An 18,092-nucleotide genomic window follows, 5' to 3' on the forward strand; every position below is an offset into this window, starting at 1 on the left:
CAAATGCACGGCGGCCCGTTCTTCGACGACCTGGACGTCGGGATGGTGTTCGACGCCGCGCCCGCCGTGACGCTCGGCCACGGCGCGGCCGCGGTCCACCAGTCGATCATCGGCGACCGGCTGCGACTGCCGCTCGACGCGACGCTCACCCACGCCGTCACGGGTGCGCCGGCGGTGCTCGCCCACCCCGGCTACGTCACGGACGTGGCGATCGGTCAGTCGACGCTCGCGACGCAGCGGGTCAAGGCCAACCTGTTCTACCGCGGTCTGGACTTCCACCGGTTCCCCGTCCTCGGCGACACCCTCTACACCCGCACCGAAGTCGTTGGGCTGCGGCAGAACTCGGCGAAGGCGGGCCGCGCGGCCACCGGGATGGCTGCGCTGCGGATGACGACCATCGACCAGGCCGACCGGTTGGTCCTCGACTTCCATCGCTGCGCGATGCTGCCGCTGAGTCCCGGTGCGGGCGACACCGGCCACGCCGACGACCTGTCCGCGATCGGTGCGGACGCCCCCGCGCCACCCGATCCGACCGCCGACTGGGACGCCGCGGCCTACCGCGTCCGCGTCCCGGGTTCGGGCTTCGAGCCCGACCTGGTCGGTTCGGTGCTGACGGGGACGGCCGACGTGGTGAGCAGTGCCCCGGAGCTGGCTCGACTGACTCTCAATCTCGCTGCCATCCATCATGATTCACGGATCAGCGGGCGGCGGCTCGTCTACGGCGGCCACACCATCGGGCTGGCCCTGGCGCAGGTGACGAGGGCGTTGCCCGACCTGGTGACGGTGCTGGGGTGGCAGTCGTGCGACCACACCGGCCCGGTGTACGAGGGCGACACCCTCGTCAGCGAGATCCACGTCGAGGCGGCCCGGCCGCTGCCGGACGGCCGCGGTGGCGTGCTGAGCCTGCGATCCCTGGTGCACGCGGACGGCGCGGGCGAGCCGGACCGGCCGGTGCTCGACTGGAGATTCACCGCCCTGCAGTTCTAGCCTCGGGGGCCCGGCCGAGGGGATGATGGCCGGGTGGACGACGACGCCGATGCGTGGGGCGCGAGCGGGCTGGCGTGCCTCACCGGCCCCGCCGACGGGCTCGGAGACTTCAGCCGTGCCGCCGTCCTGACCGAAGCACGGTCGACCGCCGCGAGGTTCACCGCGCTGACCGGGGTCGACGTGGACGCCGCCGAACTCCTGGCGGGCCGCGCGGCACTTCTCGGCCTCACCCGCCGCGGCCGGACCTCCGCCGGTGGCGCGACCCGACTCCTGCCCGCGTCCGACGGCTGGTTCGCGCTGACGCTGTCCCGCACCGACGACGTCCACCTGGTGCCTGCGCTGGTCGAGGAGGACTCGGTCGACGACCCGTGGGCGGCGGTGCGCCGGTGGGCCCGCGGTCGCACTCCCGCCGACGTCGTCGAACGGGCGCGACTGCTCGACCTGCCCGCGGCGGTACTCGGTGAGGCGACGCCCGCGGCGCCGGTGGTGCGCCGGATCGGCACCGCGACCGCGCCGCGCACGCCGGCCGGTCTGCTCGTGGTCGACCTGTCGTCGATGTGGGCGGGCCCGTCGTGCGCCCAGCTGCTGAGACGAGCGGGCGCGACCGTCGTCAAGGTCGAGAGTCCGTCCCGGCCGGACGGTACCCGCGCCGGACCGTCGGCCTTCTTCGACTGGGTGAACGGCGGAAAGCTCAGCTATGCAACCAGTTTCGACGACGAAGGGCTGCGTATCCTGCTGGAGGCGGCCGACGTCGTCGTCGAGTCGTCGCGTCCCGCGGGTCTGCGCCGTCGAGGCCTCGGACCGGCGGACGTCACGGGCCGCGGCGGCCGGGTGTGGCTCGGCATCACGGGGTACCGGGACGAACTCCGACGCGTCGCCTTCGGGGACGACGCTGCCGTCGCTGGCGGCCTCGTCGGGCGCGGTCCGGTGTTCTGCGGCGACGCGATCGCCGACCCGCTGACCGGGCTGCACGCCGCGCTGGCGGTCGTCGAGGCGCTGCACCGCGGCGGCGGGGAGGAGGTCCGCGTGGCGATGGCCGACGTGGCCGCGACGTACGCCGCCCTGCCACTGACCGACGGCACGGGTCCGGTCCTCGCGCCCGTCGCGCCGCGCCCGACGCCGCCCGCCGCCGCACTCGACGCCGACCACGCGCGGGTGGTCCGGCTGCTCGACGAGAGGAGCCCGGCCCCGTGCTGATCCAGCGGGCACGGCTGCTCGACGGCCGGCTCTGCGACGTCCGCGTCGAACACCGGATCGTCGAGCTGGGGACGGGCCTGACCCCCGGCCCGCACGAGGACGTCCTCGACGCCGCCCATCGCACCCTGCTCCCGGGCCTGCACGACCATCACGTCCACCTGCACTCCGCGGCGGCGGCGCTGACGTCGGTCCGCGTGGGACCCCGCGACGCCGCCGGCCGCGACGATCTCGCCCGGGTGCTCGCCGCGGCGCCGGTCGGCGAGGACGGCTGGATCCGGGCCGTCGCATATCACGACGCGGTGGCCGGCCCGCTGGACCGCGAGACGCTCGACGCCGTGTCGCCGCCGGTGCCGGTGCGCGTCCAGCACCGCAGCGGCGTGCTGTGGACGCTGAACACCGTCGGCCTCGAGCGCGTCGGCCTGCCCGACCATCCCGACGGCCGGCTGCGCAGTGCGGACAGCGGCTGGTCGGGTGCGTTGGCGCGCAGGGAGGTCGGCCTCGCCGAGATCAGCCGCAGGCTCGCGGCGTACGGCGTCACCGGGGTCACGGACGCGACGCCCGACCTCGGCATCGCGGACGTCGTCGCGTTTGCCGAGGCCCATCGGCACGGCGAGCTGCTGCAGCGGGTGCACTCCCTCGCGCCCGGCAAGCGCATCCTGCACGACGACGACCTCGACCTCGCGGATCTGACGGCGTGGATCGGGCGGCGTCACGACGACGACGGTCACGTCGCCGTCCACTGCGTCACCGCCGCCCAGCTCGTCGTGACGATCGCGGCGCTGCGCGCGGCGGGCAGCGTCCCCGGTGACCGCATCGAGCACGCCGCCGTCGTGCCCGACGACTGCCTCGCGGACCTGGCCGAGCTGGGCGTCGTCGTCGCCACGCAGCCCAACTTCGTGTGCGAACGCGGCGACCAGTACCTCGCCGACGTCCCCGAGGGCGAGCAGGACGACCTGTGGCGGGTGAGTTCGTTGATCGCCGCCGACGTCCCCGTCGTGCTGTCCACCGACATGCCCTTCGGCGACGCGGACCCGTGGGCCGCGATGCGCGCCGCGGTGCACCGGACGACGGCGTCGGGCGCGGTGCTCGGGGCGTCCGAGGCGGTGTCGCCGCTCGACGCCCTCACCATGTTCCTCGGCGAGGCCGAGCGGCCGACGGTGCCGCGACTGGTCACCCCCGGTCATCCCGGTGACCTGGTCCTGGTGGAGGGGACGGCCGACGACCTGCTGGCCGACCTCCGCGCCGACCGCGTGGTGGCCACCGTGATCGACGGCCACGTCGTCCACCACGTCTGAGTTCGAGGGAATGAACCCAGCAGTCTCGGACTTGGTGCTCCCATGAAGCACTTCACGTTCGGCCGTAACAACGGCTTACGAGTCTCCGAGCTGGCGCTTGGCGCTGGGAACTTCGGCACGGGATGGGGCTACGGCGCCGACCTCGACACGTCACGCGCGATCGTCGACCGGTTCGCCGAGGCGGGTGGCACCTTCATCGACACCGCCGCGACCTATCAGGTGGGCCAGTCCGAGGAGTTCCTCGGCCGGATCCTCGCGGGCCGTCGCGAGGACGTCACCCTCGCCACCAAGTTCGCGGTCGGCGGCACCAAGGAAGGCAGCGGCGCGCTGCAGACGGGCAACGGCAGGCGTGCCATGTTCCGGTCCGTCGAGCACAGCCTGCGCCGCCTGGACACCGACTACATCGACCTGCTGTGGGTGCACTGGCCCGACTTCGTCACCCCCGTCGACGAGATCGTGCGGGCGTTCCATGACCTCGTCTCCTCCGGCAAGGTGCTCTACGCCGGGCTGTCGAACTTCCCGGCGTGGCTCACCGCGCGCGGCGTGACGCTCGCGGAGGTCCGGGGTTGGTCGCCGATCTCCGCCGTGCAGTTCGAGTACAGCCTCGTCGAGCGGACCGCGGACCGCGACGTCCTGCCGATGGTGGAGTCGCTCGGCCTGGGCGCCGCGCTGTGGTCGCCGCTGGGCGGTGGCCTGCTGACCGGGAAGTACCGCGACGGCGCGTCCGGCCGGCTGACGGAGTGGAACAAGGTGGTGCACAGCGAGGACGGACCGGTGAAGACGGCGACCGTGGACGAGGTGCTCGCGGTGGCCGCCGAACTGGACGTGCCGCCCGGCCGGGTCGCGGTGGCGTGGCTGCTGGAGCGTGGCCGTCGCTCCCCGACGGGAGTCGTGCCGATCATCGGGCCGCGCACGGTCGAGCAGCTCGACGAGTACCTCGCCGCCCTGAACCTCGACCTCGGCGACCACTACGGGCGACTCGACGAGGTCAGTCGCATCTCGCTGGGCCAGCCGCACCAGCAGATCTCCGAGCAGCTGACGGCGACGCGCGGCGGCGGCGAGTTCAGGCCTCCGCGGATTCCGTCTGCGTGAGGTTGCGGCGCAGGAAGTCGACCTGGTCGGCGAAGAACGACTGCGCGACGGCGGCTTTCGGCGCCAACCCGTCGAAGCCGTGGAACGCGCCCCGAACGACCTCGACGTCGCACGGCACGCCGGCCTCCCGGAGACGATCGGCATAGGCGAGGTCCTCGTCGTGGAACAGGTCGAGCGAGCCGACACCGATCCACGCCGGCGGCAACCCGGCCAGATCGGTGCGCCGCCCGGGTACGGCCGACTCGGGGTCGGCGCCGCCGAGGTAGCTCGCCCACCCGAACACGTTCGACGCCTGCGTCCACAACCGGTGGTTCGCGCTGTCGAGGCCGGCCTGGCGCGCCGACCGGTCGTCGAGCATCGGGTACACGAGCACCTGCGCCGCCACGTCGACCCGGCCGCGGTCCCGCGCCGCCAGCGCGAGCGCCGCCGCGAGCCCGCCGCCCGCGCTGGCACCGGCGATGGCGACCCGCGACGGGTCGACGGCCGGTAGCCCCGCCAGCCAGACGAGCGCGTCGTGGCAGTCGTCGAGCGCCGCCGGGTACGGGTTCTCCGGCGCCAGTCGGTACTTCACCGCGGCGACGGTGACGCCGAGCTGGTCGGCGAGCTTGCGGCAGCCGGCGTCGTCCTGGCTCGGGCTGCCGATGACGTAGCCGCCGCCGTGGATCCACAGCACGGCGGGGCCGGGCGCGGTGGCCCCGGCGGGACGGTGCAGCCGGACGCCGACGCCCGACGACAGGGTCAGCACCTCGACGTCCGTGGGTGCCGCCTTGCGGTCCATGGCCTTCGACAGTGTGCGGAGCACGGGCAGCGACCGCTTGGTGATCACCGTGCGGGGCAGCCGGCGGGCCATGCGACGCAGTTCGGGGTGAAAGTCGTCCACGCGCTCGACCCTACTGCCGGCCCCGTGCGTGGTTGGCCCCTTCGGCGAGCGTTCCGCAAGCGGCTCCAGTGTCTGCGGGCGACACGCCGACCCCAGACCTGAGTTTGCGCACGCTCGCGCTCAGGTGAGCCGCGCCTCGAACGCGACCCGATCCCCGCGGTACAGCGCATGCACCACCTCGATCGGCGTCCCGTCGGTGTCCAGCGAGCGTCGGTGCAACCGCAGCATCGGCATCGCCGTCGTCGACTCGAGCAGCCCGGCCTCTCGCGGAGCCGCCAGCACCGTCTCGATGCGCTCGACAGCCGACCCGAACGTCACGCCGGTCGCCCGAATCGCCGCGTACAGCGAGGTGGTGGGGTCGAACGTCTTGCGGAACGTGCCGAAGCGGTGGCTCGGCAGGTGGGTGCTCTCCAGTCCGATGCGCTGACCGTCGGCGAGCAGGATGCGCTCGAGGCGCATCACCGCGACGCCCTCCGTCACGTCGAGGGCGTCGGCCAGTTCGGCGGTGGCGGGCACGTCGTCCCACGTCACCAGGATGCGGCCGGGCTTACGACCCATCCGCAGCGCGCCCTCGGTGTAGGAACTCAGCGAAAGCGGTTGCACCAGTTTTGACTTCGCGACGACGGTGCCGCGGCCGCGCCGCTCGATGCGGCCCTCGACGAGCAGTTCGTGCAGCGCCTGGCGCAGGGTCTCGCGGGCCACGCCGAACCTCGTCGCGAGTTCCCGCTCGGGCGGGAACGGATCGCCCTCGACGAGCCCGTCGAGCAGTTCGTCGAGCGCCGTGCGGATCTGGTGCGGCTTGCTCACCGCGCGGCCACCCGTTCGGCGATTGACAGCACCTGGGCCACCGTCAGTCCGCGCGCGGCCGGATCCTTCGCCGCGTCGTCGTAGCGGCGCAGCCGCAGGGCGTCCGGCCACCACGGGTGCTCGGTCCACGCCGCGTCGACGCCCGCGCCACCCTGCGCCTGCAGCGAGGCGACCGACGTCTCGGAAAGTGCTGCCGCATAACCAGGTTCGGTGGCGGTCAGGTAACGCTTGGCGGCGACGTGGGCGCCTGCCAGCCACGCGACGCGCTCGCCGAAGCGTGGTCGCAACCACTTCCGGGCGGCCGCGTCGTGCGCCGTCGACGGCCCGAGCAGCGGGCTGTGTGCGACGTCGTGTAGGGCAGCGGCGAGGACCAGTTCGTCGTCGGCGCCGTCGTCGACGGCCCGCGCCGCGGACTGCAGCGCGTGGTCGAGTTCGTCGACGGCCTCCTCGTCCCACACGCCACGCAGCGAACGCAGGACGGTGGCGGTCTCGGCCAGCTGGTGCATGCGTCGAGTGTAACCCCAATTGGTCTATACCAATTGTTAACCTGTTGTTCCGCCCCCGACCATCCGGAGGTCGGTGCGGCGACGTCCACACCTTGAAAGGTCTGTTCCCATGCGTATGACCATCATCGGCGGCGGCATCCTCGGCACCGCCCATGCGCTGGAGGCCGTTCGACGCGGCCACCACGTCACCCACCTCGAACGCGAGGTCGAGGCGCGCGGCGCCACGGTGCGCAACTTCGGACTGGTGTGGGTCTCCGGCCGCTCGGCCGTCGAACTGGAGGCCGCGCTGCGGTCCCGCGAGCTGTGGGAGCGGATCGGTGCCGACGTCCCGGGCGTCGGGTTCCGGCCCGTCGGGTCGCTGACCCTGCTGCGGACCCCGCGAGAAGTCGCCGTCGCCGAGGAGGCCGCCACGCGGTCCGACGCCGCTGCCCGGGGTTTCCAGTTCGTCGACGCGGATCGGGTACGCGAGATCAACCCGGCCCTGCGCGGCAAGTTCATTGGCGCACTGCACTGTTCGACCGATGCGGCCGTCGAGTCCCGCCAGGCCCTGCCCGCCATCCGCAGCCACCTCCAAGCGTCGGGTCGCTACCAGTGGGTGCCCGGCACGGAGGCGCGCTCGGTGTCCGGGCGGACCGTCGTCGACGACCGCGGCCGCCGGTACGACGCCGACCTCGTGATCGTGTGCCCCGGCGCAGCCCACGGTGGCCTCACCCGGGAGATCGCGGGCGACCTGCCGGTGCGACGCGTGCGGCTGCAGATGATGCAGACCGAACCGCTCGGTGAAACGCTCACAACGTCGATCGCCGACGGCGACAGCTTCCGCTACTACCCGGGTTTCGCCGGCGACGCGCTGACTGCCCTCCGCGACGCCGAACCGCAGGACGACGTCGCCGCCGAACGCCGGATGCAACTGCTGTGCGTGCAGCGCGCGCACGGCGGTCTCACGATCGGCGACACCCATGCCTACGACGAGCCGTTCGACTTCGACGTCCACGAGTCGCCGTACGCCTACCTGACCGGCGTCGTCGAGGAGTTCCTCGGCCGGCCGCTGCCCACGATCCGGCAACGGTGGGCGGGCGTCTACAGCCAGTGCATCGAGCCCGGTGAGCTGGTCTGCCGCGTCATGGCCGACGACGGCGTATGGGTGGTCACCGGCCCGGGTGGTCGTGGCATGACGCTGGGCCCCGTCATCGCCGAACAGACCGCCGATCTGCTTGAACTCTGAGAGGAACTGACATGCCCGACAACGAGATTCAACTCGCCGTCATCGACATGGCCGGCACCACCGTCGCCGACGACGGGCTGGTGGTCAGCGCGTTCGACGCCGCCGCCACCGCGGTGGGTCTGCCCACCGACGGACCGGAGCGCGACCGCGCACGCCAGTACGTGCTCGACACCATGGGTCAGTCCAAGATCGTGGTGTTCCGTGGGCTGTTCGGCGACGAGGACCGCGCCCAGCGCGCCAACGCCGAGTTCGAGGGCGCATACGAGCGGGCCATCGACGAGGGCGGTGCACGGCCGATCGACGGCGCGGCAGAGGCGATCACGCTGCTGCGGGACGCCGGGGTGAAGGTCGCACTGACCACCGGCTTCAGTGGCACGACGCAGGAGAAACTGCTCGCCGCGCTCGGATGGCAGACGCTGCCGGACCTCGTCCTGGCCCCCGGGAACGGCGTCCGCGGCCGCCCGTACCCGGACCTGATCCTCACCGCGCTGATCCGGCTGGAGGCCGACGCGGTCACCTCAGTTGCCGCCCTCGGCGACACCTCGAGTGACGTCGAGAGCGCACTCCGTGCCGGATGTGCCGTCGCCGCAGGCACTCTCACCGGCGCCCACGATGCCGACCGGCTGTGGGCCGCCCACGCGACCCATGTCGTCGCCGACGTTGCCGAGTTCGCCGACCTGATCATCACCTCCAACCGCACCGCGAAGGGCTGACCATGACGAGACCACTGCTGCGGGCGGGCCTCGCCGCTCTCCTCGCGCTCACCATGACCGCGTGCGGCGGCACCGGCTCGTCGGGCTCCGGCGGCGGTGAGACGATCACCGTCTACAGCGCCGACGGCCTCGCGACCTGGTACGAGGGGCGGTTCAAGCAGTTCACCGACGACACCGGCATCAACGTGAACATCGTCGAGGCCGGCTCCGGCGAGGTGGTGTCGCGGGTCGAGAAGGAGCAGTCCAACCCGCAGGCCGACCTGCTGGTGACGCTGCCTCCGTTCATTCAGAAGGCCGCCGAGTCGAACCTGTTGCAGCCCAGTGGCGTCGACGCCAGCGGGATCCCCAGCGACCAGGTGGGTCCCGACGCCAGCTACGTCCCGATCGTCAACAACGCGCTGAGCTTCATCGCCAACCCCGGCGCCAACCCGCAGCCCGCGACCTGGGACGACCTGCTGAAGCCCGAGTTCAAGGGCAAGCTGCAGTACTCCACGCCCGGTCAGGCCGGCGACGGCACGGCGGTGCTGATCCTGCTGCAGCAGCTGATGGGCAAGCCTGGCGCGCTGGACTACCTGACGAAGCTGCAGGCCAACAACGTCGGCCCGTCGTCGTCGACCGGCAAGCTCCAGCCCAAGGTGAGCAATGGCGAGCTGCTGGTCGCCAACGGGGACGTGCAGATGAACCTCGGCTCCATCAAGGACGACGGCTCGACGTTCCGGATCTTCATCCCGGCCGACGCGAGCGGCAAGAAGACGACCGTCTCGCTGCCCTACGTGGCAGGCGTGACCAAGGGCGCACCGCATGCCGACGGCGCGAAGAAGCTACTGGCGTACCTGATCTCCGAGGACGTCCAGAAGACCGTCGCGACCGATGCCCTCGGCATCCCGGTACTGACGTCCCTGACCGAGTCGTCGGGAGCCGCCGAGCCGAACACCCCGTCCGGCGTCCTCGCCGGCGTCGACGTCATGGTGCCGGACTGGAACTCCGTCCTGGCCGACCTCGACGCCGACCTGGCGGCGTACCAGAAGGCGACCGGTAGCTGACGTGACCGACATCGGGCTCGGGCGGACGACCGCCGCGCCGTCGACGACCACAGCACTCGAAAAAGATTCGCCTGCAATCGTCTTCGACCGCGTCGGGGTGAGCTACGGGCGGGGTAGGAAGGCGACCGCGGCGCTGGTCGACTTCAACCTCCGCGTGGCGGCGGGGGAGACGGTGGCGCTGCTCGGTCCCAGTGGATCGGGCAAGTCGACGGCGCTGAACGCGTTGGCGGGGTTCGTGCGACCGACGTCGGGCTGGGTGCGACTGGCCGGTCGCGACGTCACCGACCTGCCGCCGGCCAAGCGGGGCATCGGCGTGGTCCTGCAGTCCTACGCCCTGTTCCCGCACATGCGGGTAACCGACAACGTTGCCTTCGGCTTGAGATCGCAGCGGGTGCCACGGGCGCAGGTCGCCGGCAGGGTCGCCGAGGCCCTCGACATGGTCGGCATGTCCGCCTATGCAGGCCGCCTGCCGCGCGAACTCTCCGGCGGCCAGCAGCAGCGCGTCGCGATCGCCCGCGCGCTGGCGATCCGGCCGAAGGTCCTGCTCCTCGACGAGCCACTCGCCGCACTCGACGCCCAACTGCGACAGTCGATGCTGGCCGAGCTGCAGCGGCTGAAGGAGGCGCTGCCGGACACCGCCATGCTCTACGTCACCCACGATCAATCGGAGGCGCTCGCCCTGGCCGACCGCATCGTGGTGATGAACGACGCTCGCCTGATGGACGTCGACACCGCCGACAATCTGTGGAAGCGGCCGCCGACGAGCTTCACCGCCGCATTCCTCGGCGGCGCCAACCTCATTCCCTGCACCGTGGGCCGGGTGATCGGCACCTCGGCGCTGGTCACCTTCGCCCACAAGACCGCCAACACCGAGGCTCCGCAGCCGGCGGTGGGCCGCGTGGACTGGGCGCCCGGCTCCAGAGCGCTGCTTTGCGTCCGCCCGCACGCTCTGCGCATCGTGTCGCTGGGCGACCGGGACGCGTTGCGCGCCAACGTGACCGCAGCGGCGTGGCGCGGCGCGACCACCAGGCTGGTGCTGTCGGTCGGCGGCATGCCCGACCAGCTGCTCGACGTCGACGTCCCCGGCAATGCCCGGTTCGAGATCGGCACCGAGGTCGGGGTCCGGTTCCCCGAGCCGGCCGGCGTGCTGGTCGCATCGCCGTGACGGTCCTCGACGCACCGGCACCCGAGGCCACCGCGCGGCGGACCGATCCGCCGCGGTCGCGGGCCGTGTGGTGGGCGGTGCCGCCGCTGCTCGTCGTGCTGGCAGCGGTGCTGTACCCGCTCGTCAGGGTGTGCCTCGAGTCGTTCGGCGGAGCGACGGGATCGTCGACGTGGGGCGGCGTGCTCGGGTCGGAGGCATTCCGGGATGCGTTGTGGCGCACGATCGCCATTGCGGCGACGTCGACGGTCGGCTGCCTGGTGCTCGGTACCTTCCTGGCGATCGTGCTGGCCTTCGTGCCGTTCCCCGGCTCACAGGTGGTGGGACGGCTCATCGATACCGTGCTGGCGCTGCCGTCGTTCCTGATCACGCTGGCGTTCACGTTCCTCTACGGCACCGCGGGCGCGGTGAACGCGGCGCTCGCGGGGCTGACGGGCGACGCGTCGCCGCTCCTGAACTTCCTCTACACGCCGGCGGGTGTCATCGCCGCCGAGATCACGTTCTTCACGCCGTTCGTCATCCGCCCGCTGCTGGCCTCGTTCTCGACGCTGCCGCGGGCGCAGCTCGACGTGGCGGCCAGCCTGGGGGCGTCACCGCTGCGGGTGCTGCGGACGGTGGTGCTGCCAGAGGCGTGGCCCGCACTGGTGGCGGGTGGCAGCCTCGTTCTGCTGTTGACGCTCAACGAGTTCGGCATCGTGCTATTCACCGGCGCGAAGGGCGTGACCACGCTGCCGGTGCTGATCTATACGCGCGGCATCGTGACGTTCGACCTGCCGGGCGCCGCGGTGATCGCCACCGTGCAGATCGCGCTGTCGCTGACGCTGTACACGCTCTACCGGGTGGTCTTCGCACGCCTGATGACGGGGAGGGGTGAGACCGATGCTGTTGTGGACCCGCCGAAGTAGGGCTGTGCTGCTCGCGGTCTTCGGTCTGGTGGTGCTCGTCGTGTTCATCGCGCCGCTGGGCACCGTGGTCGCCGCCGGACTCGCCGGGTCGTGGACGGGACCGCTGCCGTCGGATCTCGGCTTCGATCACGTTGGCGACGCGCTCTCGGGAGAGAACCTGGCGAGCCTGTCGGTGAGCCTGCAGACGGCGTTCCTGGCGGGTGGCGTGGCGCTGGTGCTGGGCACGTGGGCGGCGCTCGCGGCGCGGGAGTGCCCGCCGTGGCTGGCTCGCGTGGTCGACGCGGTGTTCCACCTGCCGATCGCGGTGCCGTCGGTGGCGATCGGCCTCGGCCTGCTCATCGCGTTCAACGAACGGCCGCTGCTGCTCGGCGGTACGCGGTGGATCGTCATCCTCGCGCACGCCGTGCTGGTGCTCGCGTTCGCGTTCAGCGCGGTGTCGGCGGCGCTCGACCGGCTCGACCCGGCCTACCGGCAGGCCGCGGAGTCGCTCGGTGCGAGTCCGACGCGGGTGCTGGTCAAGGTGACGCTGCCGCTGCTGATGCCCGCGTTGGGTGCGGCGGCCGGACTGGCGGTCGCGCTGTCGATGGGCGAGCTGGGCGCCACCGTGATGGTCTACCCCGCGACCTGGAAGACCTTGCCCGTCAGCATCTTCGCACTGACCGACCGAGGCCAGGCCCTGCAGGCCGCCGCATGCACGAGCATCCTGCTGCTGGTGACGCTGCTTGCCCTGGTGTTGCTCGGCCGGATCCGCGGCCGCGCCGCCCTCCGCTGACCGGTCTCGCTTCTCCGGCGAGCGTGCGTGTTTGCGGGCGACACGCCGGATCAGGACCCGAGTCGGCGCACGCTCGCGGAACGCTCGCGCAGATCCCGAGACTCAGGCGTCGTCCACTCGCACCAAGGCTTACACGTACGACCAATCGCCCTTGTAACTGACCCATACACCCACCGGCGGAACGTCACCGGATCCCGCGTCTTCGAACGGGCGGCCGGACACTGCGCCGCTTCCGTCGCACACCGCCCAGCCGAAGTCGGGGAGCCGACGGCACCAGACGTCGCCGTCGATGCGCTTGTAGTCGGGATAGCCGTCCAACTCGCCATCTCGGACGAACACATACGCCAGACCATCCACGCGACGCACGAACCGTAAACCCTTCATCGGGCGACCGTCCAACCGAGCGTCCCGCGAGCGTGCGCGAACTCAGCTTCCACCCCGGCGTGTCGCCCGCAGACACGCACGCTCGCCGAGGAAGGCAACCGGGCTACGGGGGTGGGGCGGGCAGCGTGATGGGCGCCAGCCCCGGGATCTCGAGGACGTTGGCGGGCGGTGCCTCCGGGGGGACCTCGCCGGGGGCGGGACCGGGCGGGGGGCCGAGCGGCGGCTCCGAGGAGGTAGGCGACGGCGGCGGCGAGCTGGGTGGCGGCGGGGCGGGCTCCGAGGGCGGACTGGTCTCGGTCGTGCTCGGCGGCGGGGAAGTCGGCGGCGGCGCAATGGGTTCCGCCGGTCCCGCGGTCGGCGCCGGCGCGAGCGGTTCGGTGTACACGGGCGGGGGCGGCGCCACGACCGGGGCCGGCGCAGGTGCCGGTGCGGCAGGCACGGGCGACGGCGCGGCAGGTGCGGGCGCAGCCGGCGCCGGCACGTCACTCTGCAAACGACCGACCCTGCCCAGCAACGGCTTCCACTCCGGGCCGGCGGGCGGCGCCACGTTGCACGACACCTGACGGCTGCCCGCCGCCCAGCTCGTCCTCGCGAGCGCGGTGTACTCGGGCACCAGACCGGCGGCCTGCAACCCACCCGGCGCCAGGTATCCCTCCGCGAGCCGGGTGCACTCGTCGCGGAGGAACGCGTCCTGATCGGCCTCGGTGGGAGGCGTGGTCGGGAAGCGCTGAGCGAGGCTCACTGCCCCCGCCACCTCGGCGGCGTGCGGCTGGGCGCAGTCGACGATCTCGTCAGTGGGGCGGGTGGTCGCACCATCGACGCCGAGGCACGTGCCCGTCGGCCACACCTTCGACTGGTCGAGTTCGGCGACCAGACCCGTGAACGGCATGGGCTTCGCGCCGGCGCCCAGCAGTTGCAGTCCGCACAGCAGCTTGCGGTCGGCGGGAGCGGCGGCGGCGTCACCGGCCCAGAGCACGCTGCTGGTGAACCGGCTGTTCGGGTCGTATCGGGGTCCCAGGTACTCGCTGACCGCGCGCTGGCACGGCTCGGCGAAGGCGTCCATGTCGACGGACTTGGCGACCTCGAACAGATGGTCGCTGCTGCACTGCACGAACGACGGCTTCTCGGGCTCGTCGGCAGGCCAGCTGAGGCAGGTCCCGGGCTCGGAGTTGGCGAAGACCTTGGCCGCGCGGCTGTCCTTGTTCGCGTCGCGGATGATCGAGTCGGGCGCCGTCAGCTGCAGCGTGCCGCCGACCAGCAGGCCGATGAGCAGCAGACCGATCGCCGCCCGCCGGTTGGTCCGCGTGGTGGGTGAGGGACACCGGGAGGCGCCGGAACCGCTCGCCGCCTCGTCCCGCCGGCGCGCCAGCGCGGCCAGCGCGGTGTCGAGGTCTGAGTCCTTCACCGGCGCGACCGTAGTGATTCAGCCCGGACGCCGCATTCGGCGGCCGGGCAACGGGGTGTGCCAGCCACGACTTCAGAGCCTGGCACAGCTGAAACGGCCCCGCTACGCGAGGACGCCGCATCGTGCTTTGGTTGGCGCTGGATCGTTACTTCAGCAGCGGATCGCGCGGCAGACCGAGGATCCGTTCCGCGATCGTGTTGCGCGTGATCTCGGAGGTGCCGCCGGCGATCGTCATCCCGCGGTTGCCCATGTAGGCGAGCGTGAGCTGCGGGGTCAGCCCCGCCACCGCCGCGGCCGCGGCCAGGTCCATGCCGACCTCGGTCAGGTGCTGGCACTGCTCGGCGACCAGGAGCTTCGTGACGTTGCCCTCGGGTCCCGGTTCGGCGCCCGTGATCGCCCTCGTGACGCGTCGCAGGTTCAGCAGCCGCAGTGTGTGTCCCTCGGCGATGGCCTCACCGGCCCGCCGCACGTGCGCGGCGGCCACCTCGGGGGACGCGGCGTCGAGCAGCGCGACCAGGTCGTCCGGGCCGAAGCCGGTGGGCGCCGACGAGCCCCCGCCGATCGAGATCCGCTCGTTGCCCAGCGTCGCGCGGGCCACCAGCCAGCCCTTGTCGACGTCACCGACAACGTCGCCGTCGGGGACGAACACGTCGTCGAAGAACACCTCGTTGAAGTGCGAGTGGCCGGTCAGTCCGCGCAGGGGGTTGACGGTCACGCCGTCGGCGGACATGTCGATCGCCATCATCGTGACGCCGGCGTGCTTCGGTGCGTCGGGATTGGTCCGCACCGTGGCGAGCCCCCATTGGCACTGGTGCGCGAGGCTGGTCCACACCTTCTGGCCCGTGATGCGCCATCCGCCGTCGACCCGCTTCGCCGCCGTCCGCACCGCCGCCGCGTCGGACCCCGCGCCGGGCTCGGAGAACAGCTGGCACCACATCACCTCGCCGCGCAGCACGGGCTCCACCCAGCGCTCCCGCTGGTCGTCGTTGCCCGCCTGGGCGATGGTCAGCGTGACCCACCCCGTGATGCCCATGTCGGGTCGCTCCACCGAGGCGAACTCCTCCTCGATCACCAACTGCTCGAGGACACCGGCCTCGCGTCCCCAGGGCTTGGGCCAGTGCGGCACGAGGTAGCCGGACTCCACCAGGAAGTCGCGGCGCCGGTCCGCGGGCAGCCCGAGCACGGTGGCGACGGCCTCGCGGGCGGCCGCCCGGTGCACCTCGGCCTCCTCCGGCAACGTGAACACCGCACCGCGGGCCTGGCCGCGTCGTTGCGCCTCCACCACGTCGACGAGGGGGTCGCCGCCGTCGGCGGTCACCGCCGCCAGGGTGCGGGCTCGCCGCAGATACAGGTGCGCGTCGTGCTCCCACGTGAAGCCGATACCGCCGTGCAGCTGAATATTCATCTGCGCGTTGGAGACCTGTGTACGGATCGCGTGGGATGCGGCGACGGCGGCGGGGAACCACGCGCCGTCCAGGTCGTCGGCGCGGGCCGCGTCCCACGTCGCCGCCGTGGTCTGCTCGGCGTCGACGAGCATGTTGGCGGCGTGGTGCTTGACGGCCTGGAACGTGCCGATGGTCCGGCCGAACTGCTCGCGGACCTTCGCGTACTCGACGGCCGTGTCCAACGTGGCCCAGCTGATCCCCACCGCCTCCGCGGCCGCCAGCGTGCGGAACGCCGTGCGGGCACGCCGGGCTGCGCCGCGTAGCACCCGCGTCTCGTCCACCGTGACGTCGTGCACCGTGACCGTCCCCATGCTGCGGGTGGTGTCCAGGGCGTCCGTCGGGGTGACGGTCACGCCGTCCCCGCCGGCATCGAGGATCAGCACGTCGTCACCGCTGACCAGCACCAGCATCGCGGCGTCGGGTGCCCCCAGCACCGCAGGGACCTCACCGGAGGCCACCAGGTCCCGTCCGAGCACCACCGATCCGCCCAGGCCCACGGCGGCCACGGTGGATCCGTCGGCGAGGCCGGGAAGCAGGTCGGCGCGGACGTCGTCCGATCCGCACCGGTCGATCACGACGGCCGCCGCGACCGTCGGCAAGAACGGGCCCGGCGCCAGTTCGCGGCCGAGCACCTCGAGGACGACGGCGAGTTCGGCGAGGCCGAAGCCTGCGCCACCGTGTTCCTCCGGGATCGCCAGGCCCTGCCACCCGAGGTCGGTGGCCGCCGTCCACAGCTGGGCGGGATGGCGCGAACCCGACTCCAGCGTGTCGCGTCCGAGCGCTCGGACGTCGAGGCGTCTGAGCTGGCCGGACGCCGATTCGGCGAGGGCGCGATGGTCGTCGGTGAGCGCGAGCGCGGAGGTGGCCACGACCTCGACTCAACCACCGAAGGCCTGGTCAGCGCATGTGATGTGGATCACGAACAAATGACCGAATCGTCATGTGTAGACAGAATCGCTCATCTGTCGCTTCAGCCCAGGTGGCGGGTATACAGTCGCCCGATGACGGCTCGACCGGACGTCCGGTATCCAGGCCCAACGATGACGACGCGGCTGCGTTGGCTGATGACCGCGAGCCCGTCGGACCGCCTGCTGGCGATGAGCGTCGGCGCAGCCTCACTGCCCGTGGTCGGCAAGCACCTCGAACCGCTGGGCGGCATGACCGCGATGACCATCTGGGGCATGCGGCAGGCGCCCGAGCTGATCGGTGCCGCGGCCAAGTCGATGCTGGCCCCCGGAGCCGCCGAGCTGCGCAGGAAGGACCGTGACGCCGCGAGCGCCGTGGCCCAGACCGCGCTGCGCGGGGTCGTTCATGCCGACACCCTCGACGAGGAGTGGCCCGCCCCCGACGGCACCCCGCCGGTGTGGAAGGCGCATGCGCACCGCCGCAACGTCTACCGCTCGTCGGTGCGGTACGGCGACCATCCCTCGCAGCTCCTCGACGTCTGGCGGCCCCGGGAACTGCCCGCCCAGCCCGCCCCCGTGCTGATCTTCGTGCCGGGCGGCGCGTGGGTGCACGGCAGCCGGATCCTGCAGGGCTACGCGCTGATGTCCCACCTCGCCGAGATGGGCTGGGTGTGCCTGTCCATCGACTACCGCGTCGCGCCGAACAACCGGTGGCCGCAGCACATCACCGACGTCAAGACGGCGATCGCCTGGGCGCGCGCCAACGTCGACAAGTTCGGTGGCGACAGGAACTTCGTCGCGATCGCGGGCACGTCGGCCGGTGGACACCTCGCCGCGCTTGCCGGCCTCACCCCGAACGACCCGGAGATGCAGGACGAGCTGCCCGAGGGATCGGACACCTCGGTCGACGCGGTGATCGGCATCTACGGCCGCTACTGCTGGGAGGACCGGTCGACGGTCGAGCGGGCACGGTTCGTCGACTTCCTCGAACGCGTCGTCGTGAAGCGCAAAATCGACAGGCACCCGGAGTTGTTCCGGAAGGCGTCCCCACTGGCCCAGGTACGGCCGGATGCCCCGCCGTTCCTCGTGATCCACGGATCCGGCGACACCGTCATCCCGGTCAAACAGGCCCGCGACTTCGTCGAGAAGCTCAAGCGGGTGTCGCGTTCGGTGGTCAGCTACGTCGAACTGCCCGGCGCCGGACACGGCTTCGACATGACCGACGGCGCCCGCACCGGGCCGATGGCCCGCGCAATCGGGTTGTTCCTCAACCAGGTTCACCGAAACCATACGGTGATGGGCTCCAAGCAGGTTATATAGCCACCGCGTCTGGAATCGTCCTCGCGCAGCCGCGCGGGAGGCGTACGCG

17 protein-coding genes are annotated in these 18,092 nt (G+C 72.0%); 11 read left to right on the plus strand and 6 right to left on the minus strand.

What is annotated here, in order from left to right; all coding sequences use genetic code 11:
* Nucleotides 1-3: 3 nt before the first annotated feature.
* From G6N64_RS07470 to G6N64_RS07485, 4 genes are read left to right on the plus strand one after another with little or no spacing between them, the layout of a single operon-like run.
* The gene (locus tag G6N64_RS07470; RefSeq protein WP_163801503.1) at nt 4-987 is read left to right on the plus strand and encodes a MaoC family dehydratase; all 984 of its coding nucleotides are present in this window, start codon (nt 4-6) and stop codon (nt 985-987) included.
* Between the two features lie 33 nt (nt 988-1,020).
* Complete coding sequence (locus G6N64_RS07475) at nt 1,021-2,184, plus strand: CoA transferase (RefSeq protein WP_163796300.1); 1,164 nt, start codon at nt 1,021-1,023, stop codon at nt 2,182-2,184.
* Nucleotides 2,178-3,479 carry an amidohydrolase family protein gene (locus G6N64_RS07480; RefSeq protein ID WP_163796301.1) on the plus strand — a complete coding sequence of 434 codons (1,302 nt, stop codon included), beginning with the start codon at nt 2,178-2,180 and terminating at the stop codon, nt 3,477-3,479. The genes G6N64_RS07475 and G6N64_RS07480 overlap by 7 nt, the downstream gene beginning before the upstream one ends.
* 42 nt (nt 3,480-3,521) lie before the next feature.
* Entirely contained in the window at nt 3,522-4,571 is a 1,050-nt protein-coding gene (locus G6N64_RS07485; protein ID WP_163796302.1) for an aldo/keto reductase, read from the plus strand.
* On the opposite strand, the gene G6N64_RS07490 is transcribed toward G6N64_RS07485, so the two are convergent.
* The 3 genes from G6N64_RS07490 to G6N64_RS30175 form a co-directional block, all read right to left on the minus strand.
* The gene (locus G6N64_RS07490) at nt 4,543-5,421 is read right to left on the minus strand and encodes an alpha/beta hydrolase (protein ID WP_163801504.1); all 879 of its coding nucleotides are present in this window, start codon (nt 5,419-5,421) and stop codon (nt 4,543-4,545) included. The two genes, G6N64_RS07485 and G6N64_RS07490, sit on opposite strands and share 29 nt — an antisense overlap.
* A gap of 150 nt (nt 5,422-5,571) precedes the next feature.
* A complete protein-coding gene (locus G6N64_RS30170) occupies nt 5,572-6,258 on the minus strand; it encodes a GntR family transcriptional regulator (protein ID WP_246231008.1) in 687 nt (228 codons plus the stop codon).
* On the minus strand, nt 6,255-6,764 hold the full coding sequence (locus tag G6N64_RS30175; RefSeq protein WP_246231010.1) for an HD domain-containing protein: 510 nt from the start codon (nt 6,762-6,764) through the stop codon (nt 6,255-6,257). The genes G6N64_RS30170 and G6N64_RS30175 overlap by 4 nt, the downstream gene beginning before the upstream one ends.
* A gap of 109 nt (nt 6,765-6,873) precedes the next feature.
* Here G6N64_RS30175 and G6N64_RS07500 point away from each other — a divergent pair, with 109 nt between their 5' ends.
* From G6N64_RS07500 to G6N64_RS07525, 6 genes are read left to right on the plus strand one after another with little or no spacing between them, the layout of a single operon-like run.
* Nucleotides 6,874-7,989 (plus strand): TIGR03364 family FAD-dependent oxidoreductase, encoded by a 1,116-nt coding sequence (locus tag G6N64_RS07500; protein ID WP_174266772.1) that lies wholly within the window; start codon nt 6,874-6,876, stop codon nt 7,987-7,989.
* Between the two features lie 11 nt (nt 7,990-8,000).
* Nucleotides 8,001-8,702 (plus strand): phosphonatase-like hydrolase, encoded by a 702-nt coding sequence (locus G6N64_RS07505; RefSeq protein ID WP_163796304.1) that lies wholly within the window; start codon nt 8,001-8,003, stop codon nt 8,700-8,702.
* A gap of 2 nt (nt 8,703-8,704) precedes the next feature.
* The gene (locus G6N64_RS07510; protein ID WP_163796305.1) at nt 8,705-9,745 is read left to right on the plus strand and encodes a 2-aminoethylphosphonate ABC transporter substrate-binding protein; all 1,041 of its coding nucleotides are present in this window, start codon (nt 8,705-8,707) and stop codon (nt 9,743-9,745) included.
* Nucleotide 9,746: 1 nt separating this feature from the next.
* Nucleotides 9,747-10,910: an ABC transporter ATP-binding protein gene (locus tag G6N64_RS07515; protein ID WP_163796306.1), complete on the plus strand. Its 1,164-nt coding sequence runs from the start codon at nt 9,747-9,749 to the stop codon at nt 10,908-10,910.
* Nucleotides 10,901-11,812 (plus strand): 2-aminoethylphosphonate ABC transporter permease subunit, encoded by a 912-nt coding sequence (locus tag G6N64_RS07520; protein ID WP_409370756.1) that lies wholly within the window; start codon nt 10,901-10,903, stop codon nt 11,810-11,812. Before G6N64_RS07515 ends, G6N64_RS07520 begins: the two co-directional genes overlap by 10 nt.
* A complete protein-coding gene (locus G6N64_RS07525) occupies nt 11,787-12,584 on the plus strand; it encodes an ABC transporter permease (protein WP_163796308.1) in 798 nt (265 codons plus the stop codon). Before G6N64_RS07520 ends, G6N64_RS07525 begins: the two co-directional genes overlap by 26 nt.
* 129 nt (nt 12,585-12,713) lie before the next feature.
* Here G6N64_RS07525 and G6N64_RS07530 read toward each other — a convergent pair whose 3' ends face one another.
* The 3 genes from G6N64_RS07530 to G6N64_RS07540 form a co-directional block, all read right to left on the minus strand.
* The gene (locus G6N64_RS07530; RefSeq protein WP_163796309.1) at nt 12,714-12,950 is read right to left on the minus strand and encodes a hypothetical protein; all 237 of its coding nucleotides are present in this window, start codon (nt 12,948-12,950) and stop codon (nt 12,714-12,716) included.
* Between the two features lie 121 nt (nt 12,951-13,071).
* Nucleotides 13,072-14,373, minus strand: coding sequence for a septum formation family protein (locus G6N64_RS07535; RefSeq protein ID WP_163796310.1), 1,302 nt, complete (start codon nt 14,371-14,373; stop codon nt 13,072-13,074).
* A gap of 145 nt (nt 14,374-14,518) precedes the next feature.
* Nucleotides 14,519-16,687: an acyl-CoA dehydrogenase family protein gene (locus tag G6N64_RS07540; RefSeq protein ID WP_163796311.1), complete on the minus strand. Its 2,169-nt coding sequence runs from the start codon at nt 16,685-16,687 to the stop codon at nt 14,519-14,521.
* A 132-nt stretch (nt 16,688-16,819) separates the two neighbouring features.
* On the opposite strand from G6N64_RS07540, the gene G6N64_RS07545 reads away from it, so the two are divergent.
* Nucleotides 16,820-18,043, plus strand: a complete 1,224-nt coding sequence (locus tag G6N64_RS07545) for an alpha/beta hydrolase (RefSeq protein WP_163796312.1) — start codon at nt 16,820-16,822, stop codon at nt 18,041-18,043.
* Nucleotides 18,044-18,092: the final 49 nt, after the last annotated feature.

The organism is Mycolicibacterium sediminis (assembly GCF_010731735.1).
Taxonomy (GTDB): domain Bacteria; phylum Actinomycetota; class Actinomycetes; order Mycobacteriales; family Mycobacteriaceae; genus Mycobacterium; species Mycobacterium sediminis.